This is a genomic window from Bradyrhizobium sp. KB893862 SZCCT0404 (assembly GCF_018130885.1).
GTDB classification, from domain to species: Bacteria; Pseudomonadota; Alphaproteobacteria; order Rhizobiales; family Xanthobacteraceae; genus Bradyrhizobium; species Bradyrhizobium stylosanthis.
Genome location: NZ_JAFCLT010000008.1, coordinates 261,048 through 274,733 on the forward strand (window position 1 = coordinate 261,048; position 13,686 = coordinate 274,733).

General features: G+C 62.9%; 18 protein-coding genes and 1 pseudogene. 12 read left to right on the forward strand and 7 right to left on the reverse strand.

The window, feature by feature from the left end:
• Positions 1–84: 84 nt before the first annotated feature.
• Positions 85–1,158 carry a DNA cytosine methyltransferase gene (locus tag JQ617_RS28815; RefSeq protein ID WP_212029269.1) on the forward strand — a complete coding sequence of 358 codons (1,074 nt, stop codon included), beginning with the start codon at positions 85–87 and terminating at the stop codon, positions 1,156–1,158.
• Between the two features lie 16 nt (positions 1,159–1,174).
• Here JQ617_RS28815 and JQ617_RS28820 read toward each other — a convergent pair whose 3' ends face one another.
• Positions 1,175–1,321, reverse strand: a complete 147-nt coding sequence (locus JQ617_RS28820) for a hypothetical protein (RefSeq protein ID WP_212029270.1) — start codon at positions 1,319–1,321, stop codon at positions 1,175–1,177.
• A 554-nt stretch (positions 1,322–1,875) separates the two neighbouring features.
• Here JQ617_RS28820 and JQ617_RS28825 point away from each other — a divergent pair.
• The 6 genes and pseudogenes from JQ617_RS28825 to JQ617_RS28845 all read left to right on the forward strand — a co-directional run bounded on the left by JQ617_RS28825 (position 1,876) and on the right by JQ617_RS28845 (position 8,528).
• On the forward strand, positions 1,876–3,153 hold the full coding sequence (locus JQ617_RS28825; protein ID WP_212029271.1) for a metallophosphoesterase family protein: 1,278 nt from the start codon (positions 1,876–1,878) through the stop codon (positions 3,151–3,153).
• Positions 3,153–3,746: pseudogene (locus JQ617_RS40065) on the forward strand (ATP-binding protein); the annotation flags it as partial. The gene JQ617_RS28825 and the pseudogene JQ617_RS40065, both read left to right, overlap by 1 nt.
• A gap of 2,844 nt (positions 3,747–6,590) precedes the next feature.
• Positions 6,591–6,866, forward strand: coding sequence for a hypothetical protein (locus JQ617_RS40070; protein ID WP_349630661.1), 276 nt, complete (start codon positions 6,591–6,593; stop codon positions 6,864–6,866).
• Between the two features lie 115 nt (positions 6,867–6,981).
• Positions 6,982–7,341, forward strand: a complete 360-nt coding sequence (locus JQ617_RS28835; RefSeq protein ID WP_249157646.1) for a hypothetical protein — start codon at positions 6,982–6,984, stop codon at positions 7,339–7,341.
• A gap of 12 nt (positions 7,342–7,353) precedes the next feature.
• Positions 7,354–7,803: a hypothetical protein gene (locus tag JQ617_RS28840; RefSeq protein WP_212029274.1), complete on the forward strand. Its 450-nt coding sequence runs from the start codon at positions 7,354–7,356 to the stop codon at positions 7,801–7,803.
• A gap of 2 nt (positions 7,804–7,805) precedes the next feature.
• On the forward strand, positions 7,806–8,528 hold the full coding sequence (locus JQ617_RS28845; RefSeq protein WP_212029275.1) for an SOS response-associated peptidase: 723 nt from the start codon (positions 7,806–7,808) through the stop codon (positions 8,526–8,528).
• Between the two features lie 19 nt (positions 8,529–8,547).
• On the opposite strand, the gene JQ617_RS28850 is transcribed toward JQ617_RS28845, so the two are convergent.
• The 3 genes from JQ617_RS28850 to JQ617_RS28860 are packed head-to-tail and all read right to left on the reverse strand — an operon-like array spanning position 8,548 to position 9,181.
• Positions 8,548–8,787: a hypothetical protein gene (locus JQ617_RS28850; protein ID WP_212029276.1), complete on the reverse strand. Its 240-nt coding sequence runs from the start codon at positions 8,785–8,787 to the stop codon at positions 8,548–8,550.
• Positions 8,784–8,963, reverse strand: a complete 180-nt coding sequence (locus JQ617_RS28855) for a hypothetical protein (protein WP_212029277.1) — start codon at positions 8,961–8,963, stop codon at positions 8,784–8,786. Before JQ617_RS28855 ends, JQ617_RS28850 begins: the two co-directional genes overlap by 4 nt.
• Complete coding sequence (locus JQ617_RS28860; RefSeq protein WP_212029278.1) at positions 8,960–9,181, reverse strand: hypothetical protein; 222 nt, start codon at positions 9,179–9,181, stop codon at positions 8,960–8,962. The genes JQ617_RS28855 and JQ617_RS28860 overlap by 4 nt, the downstream gene beginning before the upstream one ends.
• A 321-nt stretch (positions 9,182–9,502) precedes the next feature.
• Here JQ617_RS28860 and JQ617_RS28865 point away from each other — a divergent pair, with 321 nt between their 5' ends.
• The 4 genes from JQ617_RS28865 to JQ617_RS28870 all read left to right on the forward strand — a co-directional run bounded on the left by JQ617_RS28865 (position 9,503) and on the right by JQ617_RS28870 (position 11,109).
• On the forward strand, positions 9,503–9,961 hold the full coding sequence (locus JQ617_RS28865) for an Hsp20 family protein (RefSeq protein WP_212029279.1): 459 nt from the start codon (positions 9,503–9,505) through the stop codon (positions 9,959–9,961).
• Positions 9,962–10,355: 394 nt separating this feature from the next.
• Positions 10,356–10,478: a hypothetical protein gene (locus JQ617_RS40290; protein ID WP_283815298.1), complete on the forward strand. Its 123-nt coding sequence runs from the start codon at positions 10,356–10,358 to the stop codon at positions 10,476–10,478.
• Positions 10,479–10,620: 142 nt separating this feature from the next.
• Positions 10,621–10,890, forward strand: coding sequence for a hypothetical protein (locus tag JQ617_RS40075; protein ID WP_246556628.1), 270 nt, complete (start codon positions 10,621–10,623; stop codon positions 10,888–10,890).
• Between the two features lie 12 nt (positions 10,891–10,902).
• Positions 10,903–11,109: a hypothetical protein gene (locus JQ617_RS28870; RefSeq protein ID WP_212029280.1), complete on the forward strand. Its 207-nt coding sequence runs from the start codon at positions 10,903–10,905 to the stop codon at positions 11,107–11,109.
• Between the two features lie 747 nt (positions 11,110–11,856).
• Here JQ617_RS28870 and JQ617_RS28875 read toward each other — a convergent pair.
• From JQ617_RS28875 to JQ617_RS40385, 3 genes are all read right to left on the reverse strand, one after another.
• A complete protein-coding gene (locus tag JQ617_RS28875) occupies positions 11,857–12,228 on the reverse strand; it encodes a hypothetical protein (protein ID WP_212029281.1) in 372 nt (123 codons plus the stop codon).
• Positions 12,229–12,261: 33 nt separating this feature from the next.
• Entirely contained in the window at positions 12,262–12,429 is a 168-nt protein-coding gene (locus JQ617_RS28880) for a hypothetical protein (protein WP_212029282.1), read from the reverse strand.
• 164 nt (positions 12,430–12,593) lie between these two features.
• Positions 12,594–13,175, reverse strand: coding sequence for a DUF1236 domain-containing protein (locus tag JQ617_RS40385; protein ID WP_349630656.1), 582 nt, complete (start codon positions 13,173–13,175; stop codon positions 12,594–12,596).
• Here JQ617_RS40385 and JQ617_RS40390 point away from each other — a divergent pair.
• Entirely contained in the window at positions 13,156–13,620 is a 465-nt protein-coding gene (locus JQ617_RS40390) for a hypothetical protein (protein ID WP_349630657.1), read from the forward strand. The two genes, JQ617_RS40385 and JQ617_RS40390, sit on opposite strands and share 20 nt — an antisense overlap.
• The last annotated feature ends 66 nt before the right edge of the window (positions 13,621–13,686 follow it).

The following is a 13,686-nucleotide window of genomic DNA, read 5'->3' on the forward strand; positions in this document are numbered from 1 at the left end:
CGCGTAAACCATGTTCGGTCGCCGAATGCGATCGTTCGCTGAACAGCTGATAGGTAAGGCGTTCGAACGCCAAAGGGACTGCAAATGAAGGCGATTGATCTCTTTTCCGGTGGTGGTTGCGGCAGCGCTGGTGCGCGGCATGCCGGCCTCACGATGGTTGGCGCCGTCGATGCCTGGGACATCGCAGCCGAGACCTATCGGTCGAATTTCCAGGAGGCCGAAGTCGTCAACGCCCGGCTGTCGGATCGCAGCGGTCCGGAGATCTTCAGTCGCGTCAGCAAGGTCGACATGCTGATCGCCTCTCCTGAATGCACCCATCATTCGGTGGCGCGCGGCAACAAGCCGGTCGATACCGAGAGCCAGCGTTCCGGTTGGTACGTGATGAACTTCATCAAGAAGCTGGACCCGCGTTGGATCGTTCTCGAGAACGTCACGCCGATGCGCCATTGGCCCGGTTTCGACGACCTGATCGCTTCCCTGAAGAAGACCTATCATCTCAGAATCGAGCCGCTTGACGCCGCCGACTTCGGAACGCCGCAGAACAGGCGGCGGCTGTTCATCATGGGCGACAAGCTGGGCACGCCGTCGATCGTAAGGCCTATCATCCGAACCGAACGAGACGCTTGGAGCATCCTCGATCGGGTCGGCACCTATTCGGCCGAGCCCGTCTACAACGGCAGGCGGGCCGCATCGACCATAGACCGTGTCGAACGTGGCATTGCCGAACTCGGTCGCAAGAAGGACTTCCTGATCGTCTACTACGGTTCTGATCGCGCCGGGGGCTGGCAGCGGCTTGATCGCCCGTTGCGGACGCTCACGACCTTGGACCGTTTCGGGCTGGTTCAGTGGATCGACGGCGTCCCTACCCTGAGGATGCTGCAGGTGCCCGAACTCAAGCGAGCAATGGGACTGACCCACCTGAAGGATCATCGCGGTGAAGGGATCAAATTCGAGCTCGACCATGGGACGCGTCGAGACAAGATCAAGGTGCTCGGGAACGGCGTCTGCGCTCCGGTTATGAGGGCTGTCGTGGGGTCACTCCTGGGCGGCGGAAGCACCGATGTGCTCGACGAAGAAATAGTGCCCCGCCGGGCCCGCTCGGCTGCCGCGACGAACCGGATCCCGCGCAAGCGCTCAGGCCAAGTAGTGCGGCACTGAGCGGCGGCAGCGGCCACTACCGTTCGAACGCATCTTTCTTCCTCCGCTTCAGGAACTCCCTCGCCGCCTGCTCCATCACATCCCACGCGGCCCGATGCTCATCGATGGCCACCTGCTTGATGTCGGCGATGACGTCCTTGTCCATCATGGCGATGAACGTCACCCGATCGCCGATCGGGGTTCGCTTTCCCCGTTTCGGCGCCTTCCTTTTCCCAATCATCCGTCCGTCCGCTACGCGACTCCCTCCATTAACCATAGGGCCGTAGCGGCGCTGGCGCCAGTCTCGGTCGAGATCTTCTTATATAACAAGGCGATGGCTTCTTATATAAGAACGAAGCGCTAGGCCCTTGACTCCAGATGACCTTCCTGTCTTGAATATTCTTGTTTTGTTCACGGTAGGTTTGATTTCGGTCATGTCGGGCGTCCTTCGGAATTGGCGTCGAGCTGTAGGCGGCTCTACCGGACTTCTTCGAGCCGACTGGCCGTCGCTTAGCCCCAGGGTCCCTGCCGGAGTGCGGGCCGGCTGGCAGGCCATCATCGACCGGTGCTGCGTCCGGATCGATGCCGCGCTGCAGGATCACGAACACTTCAATTTCGAGAAGATCGTGGAGCGGCAGGGCTGGCTCAGGTTCTATTGGCGGCAGGCTCTCCAAGAACGAACTGACGATTCCCGCGTGCGGTAAACTTCACTGATTCGATAAGAAAGCGAGCACCACGATGACCGCCTACCGCTTTGTCCATGCGGCGGACATTCATCTCGATTCACCTCTGCGCTCACTCGCTCTGCGCGATCCGGCCCTGGCCGAGTTCATCGGCAACGCCAGCCGTCTGGCTTTCACGCGCATCATCGATCTGTGTCTCGAAGAAAGGGTGCAGGCGCTTCTGCTCGCCGGAGACCTTTACGACGGCGAGCAGACATCGATGAAGACCGCGCGTTTCCTGTTCGAGCAACTTCGCCGTCTGGATGCTGCCGGTATCAAGGCCTTCGTCATCCGGGGCAACCACGATGCGCTCTCCAAGATCACGAAGGAGCTCATTCTTCCGAAAAATGTGCACCTGTTTGGCGGACGGGCCGAGTCGATCGAAATCGAGCGCGACCGCGGAGAACGAGCGATCGTGATGCATGGCCTCAGCTTCGCGAAACCGCAAGCGCCCGAAAGCCTTCTCGCCAAATATCGTCCGCCGGTCGATGGCGCTATCAACATCGGACTGATGCACACCAGCCTGGGCGGATCGCCACCTCACGACGTCTACGCCCCGTGCAGTACGAACGACCTCCTCAACTCCGGTTTCCGCTATTGGGCCCTCGGGCACATCCACAAGCGCTCGGCGATCGAAGGATCCTGCGCTATTGTGATGCCCGGGATTCCCCAGGGGCGGGATATCGGCGAAAGCGGCCCCAAATCCGTGACCTTGGTGGGCGTGCTCGACGACGGTTCGATCGTCCTCGACGAACGGATCGTCAGCCTGGCGCAATTCGAGCGCATCAGCATCGACACTTCCGGAGCGGCATCGTGGCCCGAACTGGTAGCAAGGCTCGAGAGGACGCTCGGCGACGCCGCGGCCCGATCCGCGTCCGACCATCTCGTCGCTCGGCTGGCGATTTCGGGAACGACGCCCTTGGCTTGGAACATACGCCGCGATGCCGACCTATTGCGGACCGAGTCCGAAGGCCGTGCGCAGTCGATAGGCAACATATGGATCGAAAAGTTGGAAATCGACTGCCGGCGTCCTGTCCCCATCGCGGCCGAAGATGCAGACCCTGTCGAAGACCTTCGAAGGATGATGAATGACGAGGTCATCGGATCCGAAGGATTTCGCGCAGAAGCCAACGATATCGTCAACAATCTGATCGCGCAGTTACCTCCAGAATGCCGGCGCAACATCGTCCCGGACGATAGCGGGCTCAACCAGCTCGTCGAACGGTTGGCGGCCGAGGGAACTGAGGAAATTCTTGCGCGGCTCGCGGCCAGCGACCCAGACGGAGCCCGCTGATGCGCATCCGCAAGCTAGGCCTGCGTCGATACGGCAAGTTTACGGACGCCTTCATCGATTTTGGGGAGCCAGCCGCCGGCAAGCCCGACATGCACATCGTCTATGGGCCCAACGAGGCCGGGAAGTCCACGGCGATCTCGGCATGCACTGATATGATGTACGGCATCCCGCCGCAGAGCAGGTTCAACTTTCTTCACCCCTACGCGACGATGCGGATCGAAGCCGAGATCGAAATCTCGGGAAGGGTCCGCGGCTTCTCCCGGATCAAGCGTCCCAACAACAGCTTGCTGGATGAAGCCGGCAATGCCGTTCCCGACACCCTGCTTGTCGGCGAGCTCGGAGGCCTCGACCGCAACGCGTATCAGACAATGTTTTGCCTCGACGACGAGACCCTCGAGGCGGGCGGAGAGAGTATCCTGGCGAGCAAGGGCGATCTCGGCCATCTGCTGTTCTCGGCCACCGCCGGGCTCGCAGGTCTGAGCGATCGATTGGGCTCTGCACAGGAGGAGACGGATGCCTTCTTCCGGCCGGGTAGACGATCGGGATTACTTGCCGAGCTCAAGAAGACCCTGGCAGAACTCAAGGAGGAACGGGAGCGGATAGACACGCTGGCAAGCGCATACGCTCGCTTGGTCATCGAGCGGGACGAGGCAGCCGCAGCCTATGCTCAAGCTCTCTTCCAACGGAGCCGGACGCAGTCGCGAATGGACGAAGTGCAATGCCTCATCAGCGCCATGCCGCGGCTCCAGTCCTTTCGGGCCCTACGCGCGGAGCTTCTTCCTCTCGCGCTGCTGCCCGAAGCGCCGGCGTCGTGGAGCCTAGACCTCCCCGCATTGATGATCCGGCAGACGAGACTGGCGGCGCAGACACAATCGGTCGCAGAAACCATCGCAGATCTGCGGAAGGAACTCGAAGGTCTCGTCGTGAACGCTTCGGCTTGCGGGCTGAAAAGCCGCATCGAATTGCTGACGGATTTGCGGGCGCGCTACATCACGGCCGAGAAAGATCTGCCGGAACGCCGCCTCAGCTTGGGGCTTGCCGAGCAAACGATCGCGCGCGTTCTGGCACTTATCGATCACGTCTCCGAGCAGAACCCCGCGCGACTTGTCCTGTCGGCCGCCGTGACGGGATCTCTCCGCGATTTGATGGAGCAACGATCGGGCGTCGATGCAGCCTTGGCGTCGGCCGAAGCCGAGCTCGCGAAGGCCACCGAGGCCCTTTCGGAGGCCGAGGCGACGGTTGGCGAGCAAGGCGCCGGACTGGATGACGCGACCACGGCGACATTGACCGCGATCATCGCGAGCGCCCGCCAGGCCGACGACGCGGCTCGGCTGCGTGCGGCGGATCGCGTTCGCGCAGAGCGTGCCGACGAACTCGAGGATTGCCTCATCGAACTGCTTCCCTGGGCCGGAGGCAGGAACGAGCTCCTTTCGGCCCCGGTGCCGACACCGGACAGGCTTCGCCAATGGATATCGACCGAAGCTGATATTTCACGCGAAATCGCGGTACGGGAGGGCGAGTTCGAGCGCCTTGACGCTGAGGTAAAGCGCCACCAAGCGAAGATCGAAGTCCTACGCTCCGTCGCGGGCGTGATCAGCGACCGAGAAGCGGGAGATGCCAGGTCCGCGCGCGAAGTAGCTTGGGCCGTGCACAAAACGACGCTTGACGCAGCGACGGCGGCCGACTTCGAGACCGCGATGAGGAAGCTCGATCTGATCACAGAGCAGCGAGCAAGCCAGGTCGCCGGCATTGCGGATCTGAACCGCGCGCTTCTTGATATGGCCGAAGCCCGGGCGTCTATGGAGCAGGCGCGACGGCGATTGGACGAGAGCCTCGGGAGACGCGCGACGTTGGTCGGCCAAATCGGGGAATGCGTCCGCGCCATCGGCAATGGGCTTGAAGATGCCATCGATCTTGCCGGGCTGAATTTGTGGATGCAGAAGCGCGACCGGGCGATCGACGCGCAAGGAAAGCTGTCCGCCGCCGAACGGGAATGGAGGCGCACGCAGGATGATGCGGCCAGTTCGCGCGAGCGGATCGTGGAGGCTATCCGTGCGGCAGGTGTCGAGATCTCGCGTAGCGACGACATCGCCGCGGTGCTGGCGGCAAGCCAAGCCGCTCTGGACCGTGCCGCCGGCGCCAGGAACTTGCGTATGATCGCCGACGCGCGAGCTCGCGATCTCAAGGCTCGCGAGAGAAGTCTCGATCAGGCCAGATTGGCAGAGCGATCTTGGAACACCGCTTGGCGAGAGGCTTGCATGGCGTGTTGGCTCGGCGAACGCGGGAGTCAACCCTCGATGGCCGTCGTGCGAGATACATTGGAAGCGCTCATCGACCTGGGGGCGGCGCTTGAGAAGAAAGCCGAATTGACCGGTCGAATCTCGAAGATGGAGCGCGATCAAACCCGATTTCGTGCCGAGGTGGAGGATCTTGCAAATCTGATCTGCCTGCCTCCGAATCCTCAGGACGTTCTCGGGCGCTGCGAGGCCATCGTTGACTGCGTCGCCTCCGCGACGAAGACGCTCGATCGTCGACTCGAAATCGAAGCGCGGCTCGCAGCGGAGCAGGACAAAGCCCGATCGGCGGCAGACGAATTGGCCGAGGTGCAGAGCCGGGCGAGCGTCATGATGAACCACTTCGGAACGGATACCTTGACGGAAGTCGACGGTCATCTGCGGTCGCTTGCTCGCAGGTCGGATATCGAGACCCGTCTGAGTCAGGCGCGCGAGGAGATACTCAAAGGATTGAAGGTCGAGACGATCGAGCAGGCCGAGAATGCGCTCGACGCGGTGGAACGAGGCTCGCTGGAGGCCGAACTGATCGAATTGAAGGCACGGTTTGAGGACGAGGATAACCGAAGCCGCGAACTTTTCGCCTTACGCAACAGGGCGGAAGACAGGATCGCCGCTGTCGGAGGCGATGCCGCGGTCGCGGTCCTTGAATCGAAGCGGCGCACGGTCTTGGTGACGATAGAAGACCGGGCCATCGAATATCTCAAATTGAAGCTCGGAATAGCGGCAGCCGATCGGGCGCTCCGAGCCTACCGCGACCATCATCGAAGCTCGATGATGGCTCGAGCGTCGCAGGCATTCGCGCTGATAAGTCGGGGCGCCTACTCCGAGCTGCTAACCCAGCCCTCGAACGGCAGCGAGCTTCTGATCGCGAAGGGAGTCGACGGCAGCTCCAAGATCGCTTCCGAGCTGTCGAAGGGGACGCGATTTCAGCTCTACTTGGCGCTGCGGGTCGCGGGCTATCATGAGTTCGCCCGAACCCGCGCTCCAGCGCCGTTCCTTGCAGACGACATCATGGAGACATTCGACGATTTTCGGGCGGAAGAGGCATTCCGTTTGCTGGCCGCGATGGCCAGCAAAGGCCAGATAGTTTACTTCACTCATCACCGCCACCTCTGTGAGATCGCGAAGGCCGTCGAGCCCTCGATAAAGATCCATACGTTGAAGGCGGAGCCAACCCGGGGATGGGCTCTCTCGATCTTGAAGGAAGCTGGCGCGATCCGGGAATGCGAAGAACACGGCTGGATGCAGGATCGCGCCGATCCCCATGCCAGGGAGCGTGCCTTGGAGATCGCACGTCGCGAGCCACTCGTCGGGCTTTCAGATCGAGCCGCCGTGGCTCTCATAAGAGATGTTCTCGACGAGCTTGGCGACACGTGCCCCGAATGCGCACAGGAGCAAAGTAGCAAGCTCGCATCATGACTAAGTCCACTTTCGAGTTCCATCATTCAAGCGGCCTCGACATTTGTTCTCTTTATGTTCTAATTCAGTGATGTCCGACCGACCTGCAAGCTGGCGCATGCCGACCCGAGCCCAAATGGAGAAGTTGGCCGCTGCCGTCGGCAGAAAGATGCCTTCTGCGCTAGGGCTGGCACCGAACGACGACCTCCCGCCCGAATATTGGCAAGCGCTCCTAGCCGACGCTCCCGCCGACGGGGCCAATCCGGCCGCCCGTGCATCCGGACGCGCGCTGCGGCTGGACGAAATTCCACAGCATCTACTGATGGTTAGCTGCCGATGCTGCGGCCGGACCGTCGAGATCCAGAAGGTCGACGCCGTAAGGCTTTACGGTCCGGACGCCGTTTGGAAGGGCGTCGGCCAGCGCCTGCTGGACAACACGTGCACGATCCGGACCGGGCGCCATGAGGAAGACGGCTGCTGGCCGTCATACGACTGACGGCGGCCGGCCGTGGCGTCGAAGCACCATCCCACCCCGCTGAGCGGCGGCGACCGCAAGGCGCTGCGGAAGGAGCTCGGCCGGGCCCGCGCCATGACCAGCATCCTCGCGGCCCAAGCCGCCGAGGCCCGCGCCAAAGGCGAGGCCCTGATCCGTCAGGCCGACAAGTTGCTCGCCGAATCCTGGAACGAAAGGATGTGGAGCGACGGCGAGCCCATCGATCCATCGCCGACCGTCGACCAAGCGATCAACGGTGGTCATCCCTGGCTCGAAATAGAGTGCTCGCGCTGCAAGACCAAGCGGGACGTCGACTTGGCCGTGCTGCCCCATCCGCCGACGACCTTCGTCCACGACCTGGCGACCCGACTCCGCTGCAGCAAGTGCGCCAAGGCCAATCGCCGACCGCCTGCCACGCTGCTACAGTTGGCGCAGCGCCCTCGCCAGGCTGCCCCGGAGACCTAACGATGTGCAACCTCTACAGCATCACGACCAACCAGGCCGCGATCAGCGCGCTCTTCCGGGTCGTCAACCGGTACGTCGGCAACCTCGCGCCGATGCCCGGCGTCTTTCCGGACTACCGGGCTCCGATCGTGCGCAATGGCGCCAATGGCCGGGAGCTTGCGACCGCGCGGTGGGGCATGCCGTCCTCGAGCCAAGCCCTCCTGCAGGCGACCAAGAAGCGCGCCGAGAAACTGCAGGCGAAAGGCAAGACGGTCGATTTCAAGGAACTGCTCCGGATGGAGCCGGACGGCGGCACAACCAACATCCGCAACGTGAAGAGCAAACACTGGACGCGCTGGCTGGGCGTCGAGAACCGCTGCGTCGTGCCCTTCAACTCGTTCAGCGAGTTCAACAAGGCGGAGGGCGGCGACATCTGGTTCGCGCTCGACGTGACCCGTCCGCTCGCGTGCTTCGCGGGCATCTGGGCGAACTGGACGTCGGTCCGGAAGGTCAAGGAAGGCGAGACCACGAACGATCTGTACGCGTTCCTCACCACGGAGCCGAACGCAGAGGTCGGCGCTATCCACCCGAAGGCGATGCCGGTGATCCTGACGACGACCGAAGAGGTCGAGACCTGGATGACCGCGCCGGCCGAGCAGGCGCTTAAGCTGCAGCGGCCCCTGCCGGACGGGGCGCTCAAGATCGTGGCGCGCGGCGTGAAGGAAGATCCCGCGCCGGCGACATAGTCTCAGGCCGCCCGCAGCCTCAGGGGGATGGTCTTCTGCCAGCCGTTTGATCTCCGGAATGAGTCTGCGAGGCGGTCGCGCACAGCAGCGAGAACAGCGCCCGCTCCGCCTTGTATCTCGCGGCGGCGCGACTGCACTCCGATCCGGACGCCACGACCTCTCCTCCGGTCGCGACGATCACCCACTTCCATCGGCCCAGTCCGCGCTGTCGCAGCGCTATGTCGTAGCCGAAGAAGCCGTCCTCGTCGGCGGAGGTCATGCCGCATCCCGCATGGGCAAACCGTCACGCAGCTGATCGAGAAGACGTTTCTCGCGCTCGATCCGCTCCAGGTACAACGCGCGTTCCCTTTCGGTCTTGGCGCCGGCGAGCAGAACCCGGTAGTGCCCGACGACCTTCTCGCTGCCGCGGATCAGCAAGTCTCTGACTGCGGTCACGACACGGCTCCCGCGGTCGCCAGTGTGGGCGCTTCAGCCATGTCGAACGTGAGAGGAAAGCTTCTGGAAAGCAGCGCTTCAAGCGCCGAGGTCTCTTCGGACATACGCCGTTCGATGAACCGGCGTTCGAGGTCCGACAGCCGCGTCTTCAACAGCCTGCGATAGCGGTGGATGTTGTTTCGGTGCGCACGGATACGGGCAAAATCTTCGTCGAGCATCGTCGCCACTCCTGACGGTCTTCCAAATCCTTCGAGGTTCGAGAACGGGAAAAGAATTCCCCGTGCGAAAATATTCCACGGCCGGACGCTGTCAAGATGGCAGGGGTGCGAGCGCGAACGCCCCCACGGACCGCTACTCGCGTAGTTCAAAAAAATTTTCGACGACTCTCTTGAACGGGCCTTGCGTTTTTCTATGTCGTTTTTCGCCGCGAGAGCGGTGTGCGGGTCGCCTTCCGGGGCCCGCGCGGGCGCAGGCCGGAAGTCTTCGGACCGACGTCCTGCGTTCCTTCGTAACCATCTTGCTCTTTGGAGGACTTGGATATGAGGACCACCTTCGACTTCGCGCCGCTGTGGCGCTCCACCATCGGTTTCGACCACCTGGCCGGTCTCGTCGACAGCGCGCTACACCAGGCCACTGACGACAACTACCCGCCCTACAACATCGAGCGTTCCGGCGAGGACCACTACCGCATCACGCTGGCCGTGGCCGGCTTCGGCACCGACGACATCTCCGTCACCGCCGAGCAGAACGCGCTTACCATCGAGGGCCGCAAGCCGGACAAGCCGACGGGCGAGTACCTCTTCCAGGGCATCGCCGCGCGGCCGTTCCGCCGCGTGTTCAATCTGGCCGACTACGTGCAGGTCAAGGAAGCCGCCTTCCGCGACGGTCTCCTCGTCGTCGATCTCGTCCGCGAGGTGCCGGAGGCCATGAAGCCGCGCCGCATCCAGATAGCCGGCGCGACCGGAACTCAACAGATCGAGCAGAAGAAGGCCGCCTGACTGCTTGTGGTGGCGGCGACCCCGCCGCCACCGCGCTCGCGAAACCCGTCCCTTGAAAGGAGTGTAAGAACGGAGACGATCCATGACCAATGCGAATACCAACGCCGGCAACCTCCATTCTCTTTACCATACCGCCGCCCACTACGGATATCCGGAAGACGTCCTGAACGACACCGCGCTGTCCGCCCCGGAGAAAGTGGGCGTCGGACATGTTCGCGGTCGAATCTTGTCCCGCATTGCGCGAGATACCCGGCATGGAGCGCCCCATCCGTCTCGCCGACATCCTCGCCGCTTTGCGCAAGCTAGACGGCGACGATGACGATCCGCCGCGCGGCGGGGGCGTCCCGATGCGGTTGCGGCGGCCTTGGGCCGCCGCCTTTCGGAGGTCGCCGGGATGCTGACGCAGGCTGTTCTGACGATGGTGATGCTCGGCAACGTCGCGGCAGCCTGGACCGTGCCATTCGTCGCGATGTCGACGACGCTCAAGATTGGAGGCTTTTCGCCTCCTCGACAATAAGCTCTCGTCCCGCCCAGCCTGTGATCGATCGGACGGAACACGTGGACAAGCTTCAACCCTGCCGATTGCGAATCCCAGACCCGGGCTAACCGCCCGGAACGAGAAGCTGGCGGAAGGATTCATCCAGGCAGGAGCGATCTCGATGCAGATGACGAGGGAACGACCTAAGGCTATCCGGACGCTACGCGGATGGGCGATTCATGTGCTGCAGGAGGCAGGCGCCATCCACGAATGCGAGGAGCACGGCTGGGCCAAGGACCGGGCCGACCCTCACGCCCGCAGTCGGGCGGTCGATATCGCCCGACTCCATCCGCCCGAAGGCGTACCTGCCGACGAGGCAGCAGCCGCGCTTCGCGACGTGCTCGATGGCATCGGAGATACATGTCCCGGATGTCCGGATGGAGATTGCTGAAAGCATGCCGGTATGCACGCAATCGACGTGCGCGTCATTGGGCCTGAACCCGATCTGCAGACGGCCTTCGCCAGAATGCGGGAAGATGACACGCAGGCTCTCCAGGCGCTGGAGAACCCAATCATCGGCGTTCATGCTGCCCAGATCGCGGAGCGTGCCTTGTCGCAGAACGTGCCGGCCCTGGTTGCGCTGGAGCAGGCCGGCGCCGGAGGCCTTTGAGCTATGGCACATCGCTCGGTCAAGCCGCTCACCGCACGGCGGGCCAAGCCTGCCGGCTCCTCGAGGGCCGTTCCGCAACCGAGTTGCCGATCGAGTCCCTGCGTTGCCCGACTCTTGCCGTGGAGATGCGCGCTGCGCGCCGCCTGGGCCTAACGGTCCCGCCCGAGGTGCTGCGGCGCGCGGGCCGAATAATCCAGTAGCTCGAGGTTTCGGGGGCAGGTCGATGGCGACGGTAGTTTTCCAAAGCCTGCCGCCGGCCAGCCGAACGGCGAAACCATTTCGTGGGAGCGCGACACATTCCTGAAACCGAATGGGAGCAGCCTGATCACGCTAGACCGGATGGGATTGGTCATGTGGACATTCATCGAAGTTCTTTATCGCGACTATTGCCTCGCCAGACTGCAAGAGATGCGGAAGCTCGAAGCGTCGCACTAGCCATGGACGACGGCACCAAGTCCGCCTTCGGCGCTGACACCGATCGCTATGGCTTCGAGGATCTGCGCCTGTATCTGATGCGACGCAATTGCGTTCCTCCACCCTTGCGCCGCGCACCGATGCCTATGTCCAGGGTCTCCCGCTCGATCAGCCCGGCCTCCCATAGCCGATCGAGTGTCTTTGCGACTTCAAGCGTTTCTCCGCCGGCAATTCTTTGAATCTCGGCCGCCGTCTGCCAGTCGGGCCCGACCAGATTCCCCAGTCTTCTATCGAGCGGGACGCGTCTACCCTTTTCCATAATTCAAAAGCTTTCTAGCCCTTGGTCGCATTCCAGATCCCAGTGCACTTGGCTGTGCCCGAATATCCGCTCCAAGTGCCCGATCCACTTGTCGGGTCCAGTCTACCGGTGCCCGCGGCATGCTTGTCCTGAACCGTCACGGCGGCCCGCACCGCGCCGCTCCTCGATACGCGGCCCCGAAACCTGACGAGGTTCGGATAAGAGATGTTGCCATTCGAGACGTTGACGTCGAAATCGTAGCTCGAGTCGCAGGATCCGGATCGCGTCTCGAAGATCAGATGCCACGAACCGTCGAAGGCGTCGCTCCGATAGGAACGTGCCTCGGCGGAATCGAGATTGCCGAGAACCAGGCAGACCGCCGTCAAACTGGTAACCAATCGTATCATCGTCATCTCCAAAAACATGCCTAATGGGTCTCGTCAGCCCCTGTCCGGCAGAGAAGCGCCTTGCGGCTCCAGCAGCTTGAGAGCGGTTTCGATCTTGGCGAGCCGCGCCTGGATTTCGGCGCACTCATTCGGGGCCGGGTCGGCTCCGAGCCGCGCCAGCAATTGTTCTTTCTGTGCCGTTAGTCTCGCGAGAGTGGACATACGGTTCATCCCAGATTGTCAACGAAAGGGCCGCTCGGAAAGCGGCCCTTGTCTTGTTCGCCAGTTTCAGCGCCGAAGCCAAAAACCGTTGCTTGGGCTGCCGCTGCAATGGCCCCCAATCGTGGTAGCAACAACCGGAGGCCATCGAAGTCAGCGTAGCGACATCAGTCGATCTCTTCGATGACGCGGCGTTCGCGCGGCTCGACGATGTAGGTGTGGCTGTCGCGGTTGATGTACCGATACTCGCGCAGCGTTGGGGCGTCGCGATACACTTCCTCGGGGAAGGTCTCGACTTCGACGCCCTCCGGCACGCGCTCGCCGGTCCGGATTTCGGTGCGGACGGTACTGCCGGTGGTCACGAGCTTCTCGCGCTCGACCGGACGTGCCTTCGCGTGCTTCCGGATCGCCTCGCGGTCGCGATCGCTGAAGGTCGTCTTGCGCTCCCCACTGCGGGTGGGAGCGGATGCCGTCGACCTGCCGGAATACGGCAGCGTGGCGACGATCTTGTAGCTGGACGGTTCAACGATGACGATCTCGTCTTTCACGACTACGAAATCGTAGCCGCGGTACTGTGGAACGATCTCGACCACGTCGGCTGGCAATTGCTGCAGGCGCACGTCGTGCGGAACCACCGTGCCGACGGACACCGAGAAGTTCACGCTGGTGAGCGGCCTGACGTCAAGACGCGCGATCGACTGGCTGACGCGGGTGCGCTGCTGATCGTTGATGTTGATCGACGCGTTCACGTTGGTCGAGGACCGGTCGGCATTGTTCTGCCTGTCGTCGGTCCGCTGGGCGGCGTTCGTGGAGTTCGAACCGGTCTGGTTCTGCTGCGCCTGGTTGCTGCCCGACGCCGGCGGGTTGGCCGACTGGGTCGAGTTGCCGGACGGCTGGCTGGTCTGGGCCTGGTTCGACTGCGGAGTGGTCGTGTTGGTCTGCGCCTGGCTCGGCGAATTCGAGGATGCCGGAGCCTGCGAGGTGCTGGTGTTGTTGCCCGAGTTGGGCGACTGGCCAGTTGCGCTCTGGCTCGTGGACGAAGGCGGCTGCGTCTGGGCCGAATTGGTCGACGAAGGATTCGAGGTCTGCGCGGAATTGCTGGGCGCGGTGCTCGACGTCGACGGGCTGGTGGTCGAGGCCGATGGCGAGCTCGTTGTCGAAGGCTGCTTGGACGTCGACGTGGAATCCTGCTGACGCTGCGCCGACGGGGCGGTAATCGAAGTGCTCGGCGATGACTGAGCAAAAGCAGCGGTCGCAATC

Excerpts from the sequence above, each read along its gene's own strand:
- JQ617_RS28845 (WP_212029275.1), top strand. The coding sequence starts at position 7,806 with ATGTGCAACCTCTACAGCATCACGACCAACCAGGCCGCGATCAGCGCG.
- JQ617_RS28870 (WP_212029280.1), top strand. The coding sequence starts at position 10,903 with ATGCACGCAATCGACGTGCGCGTCATTGGGCCTGAACCCGATCTGCAG.
- JQ617_RS28825 (WP_212029271.1), top strand. The coding sequence starts at position 1,876 with ATGACCGCCTACCGCTTTGTCCATGCGGCGGACATTCATCTCGATTCA.
- JQ617_RS28815 (WP_212029269.1), top strand. The coding sequence starts at position 85 with ATGAAGGCGATTGATCTCTTTTCCGGTGGTGGTTGCGGCAGCGCTGGT.
- JQ617_RS40075 (WP_246556628.1), top strand. The coding sequence starts at position 10,621 with ATGCAGATGACGAGGGAACGACCTAAGGCTATCCGGACGCTACGCGGA.
- JQ617_RS28865 (WP_212029279.1), top strand. The coding sequence starts at position 9,503 with ATGAGGACCACCTTCGACTTCGCGCCGCTGTGGCGCTCCACCATCGGT.
- JQ617_RS28875 (WP_212029281.1), bottom strand. The coding sequence starts at position 12,228 with ATGATACGATTGGTTACCAGTTTGACGGCGGTCTGCCTGGTTCTCGGC.
- JQ617_RS28835 (WP_249157646.1), top strand. The coding sequence starts at position 6,982 with ATGGAGAAGTTGGCCGCTGCCGTCGGCAGAAAGATGCCTTCTGCGCTA.
- JQ617_RS28860 (WP_212029278.1), bottom strand. The coding sequence starts at position 9,181 with ATGCTCGACGAAGATTTTGCCCGTATCCGTGCGCACCGAAACAACATC.
- JQ617_RS40290 (WP_283815298.1), top strand. The coding sequence starts at position 10,356 with ATGCTGACGCAGGCTGTTCTGACGATGGTGATGCTCGGCAACGTCGCG.
- JQ617_RS28850 (WP_212029276.1), bottom strand. The coding sequence starts at position 8,787 with ATGACCTCCGCCGACGAGGACGGCTTCTTCGGCTACGACATAGCGCTG.
- JQ617_RS40390 (WP_349630657.1), top strand. The coding sequence starts at position 13,156 with ATGTTGATCGACGCGTTCACGTTGGTCGAGGACCGGTCGGCATTGTTC.
- JQ617_RS28880 (WP_212029282.1), bottom strand. The coding sequence starts at position 12,429 with ATGTCCACTCTCGCGAGACTAACGGCACAGAAAGAACAATTGCTGGCG.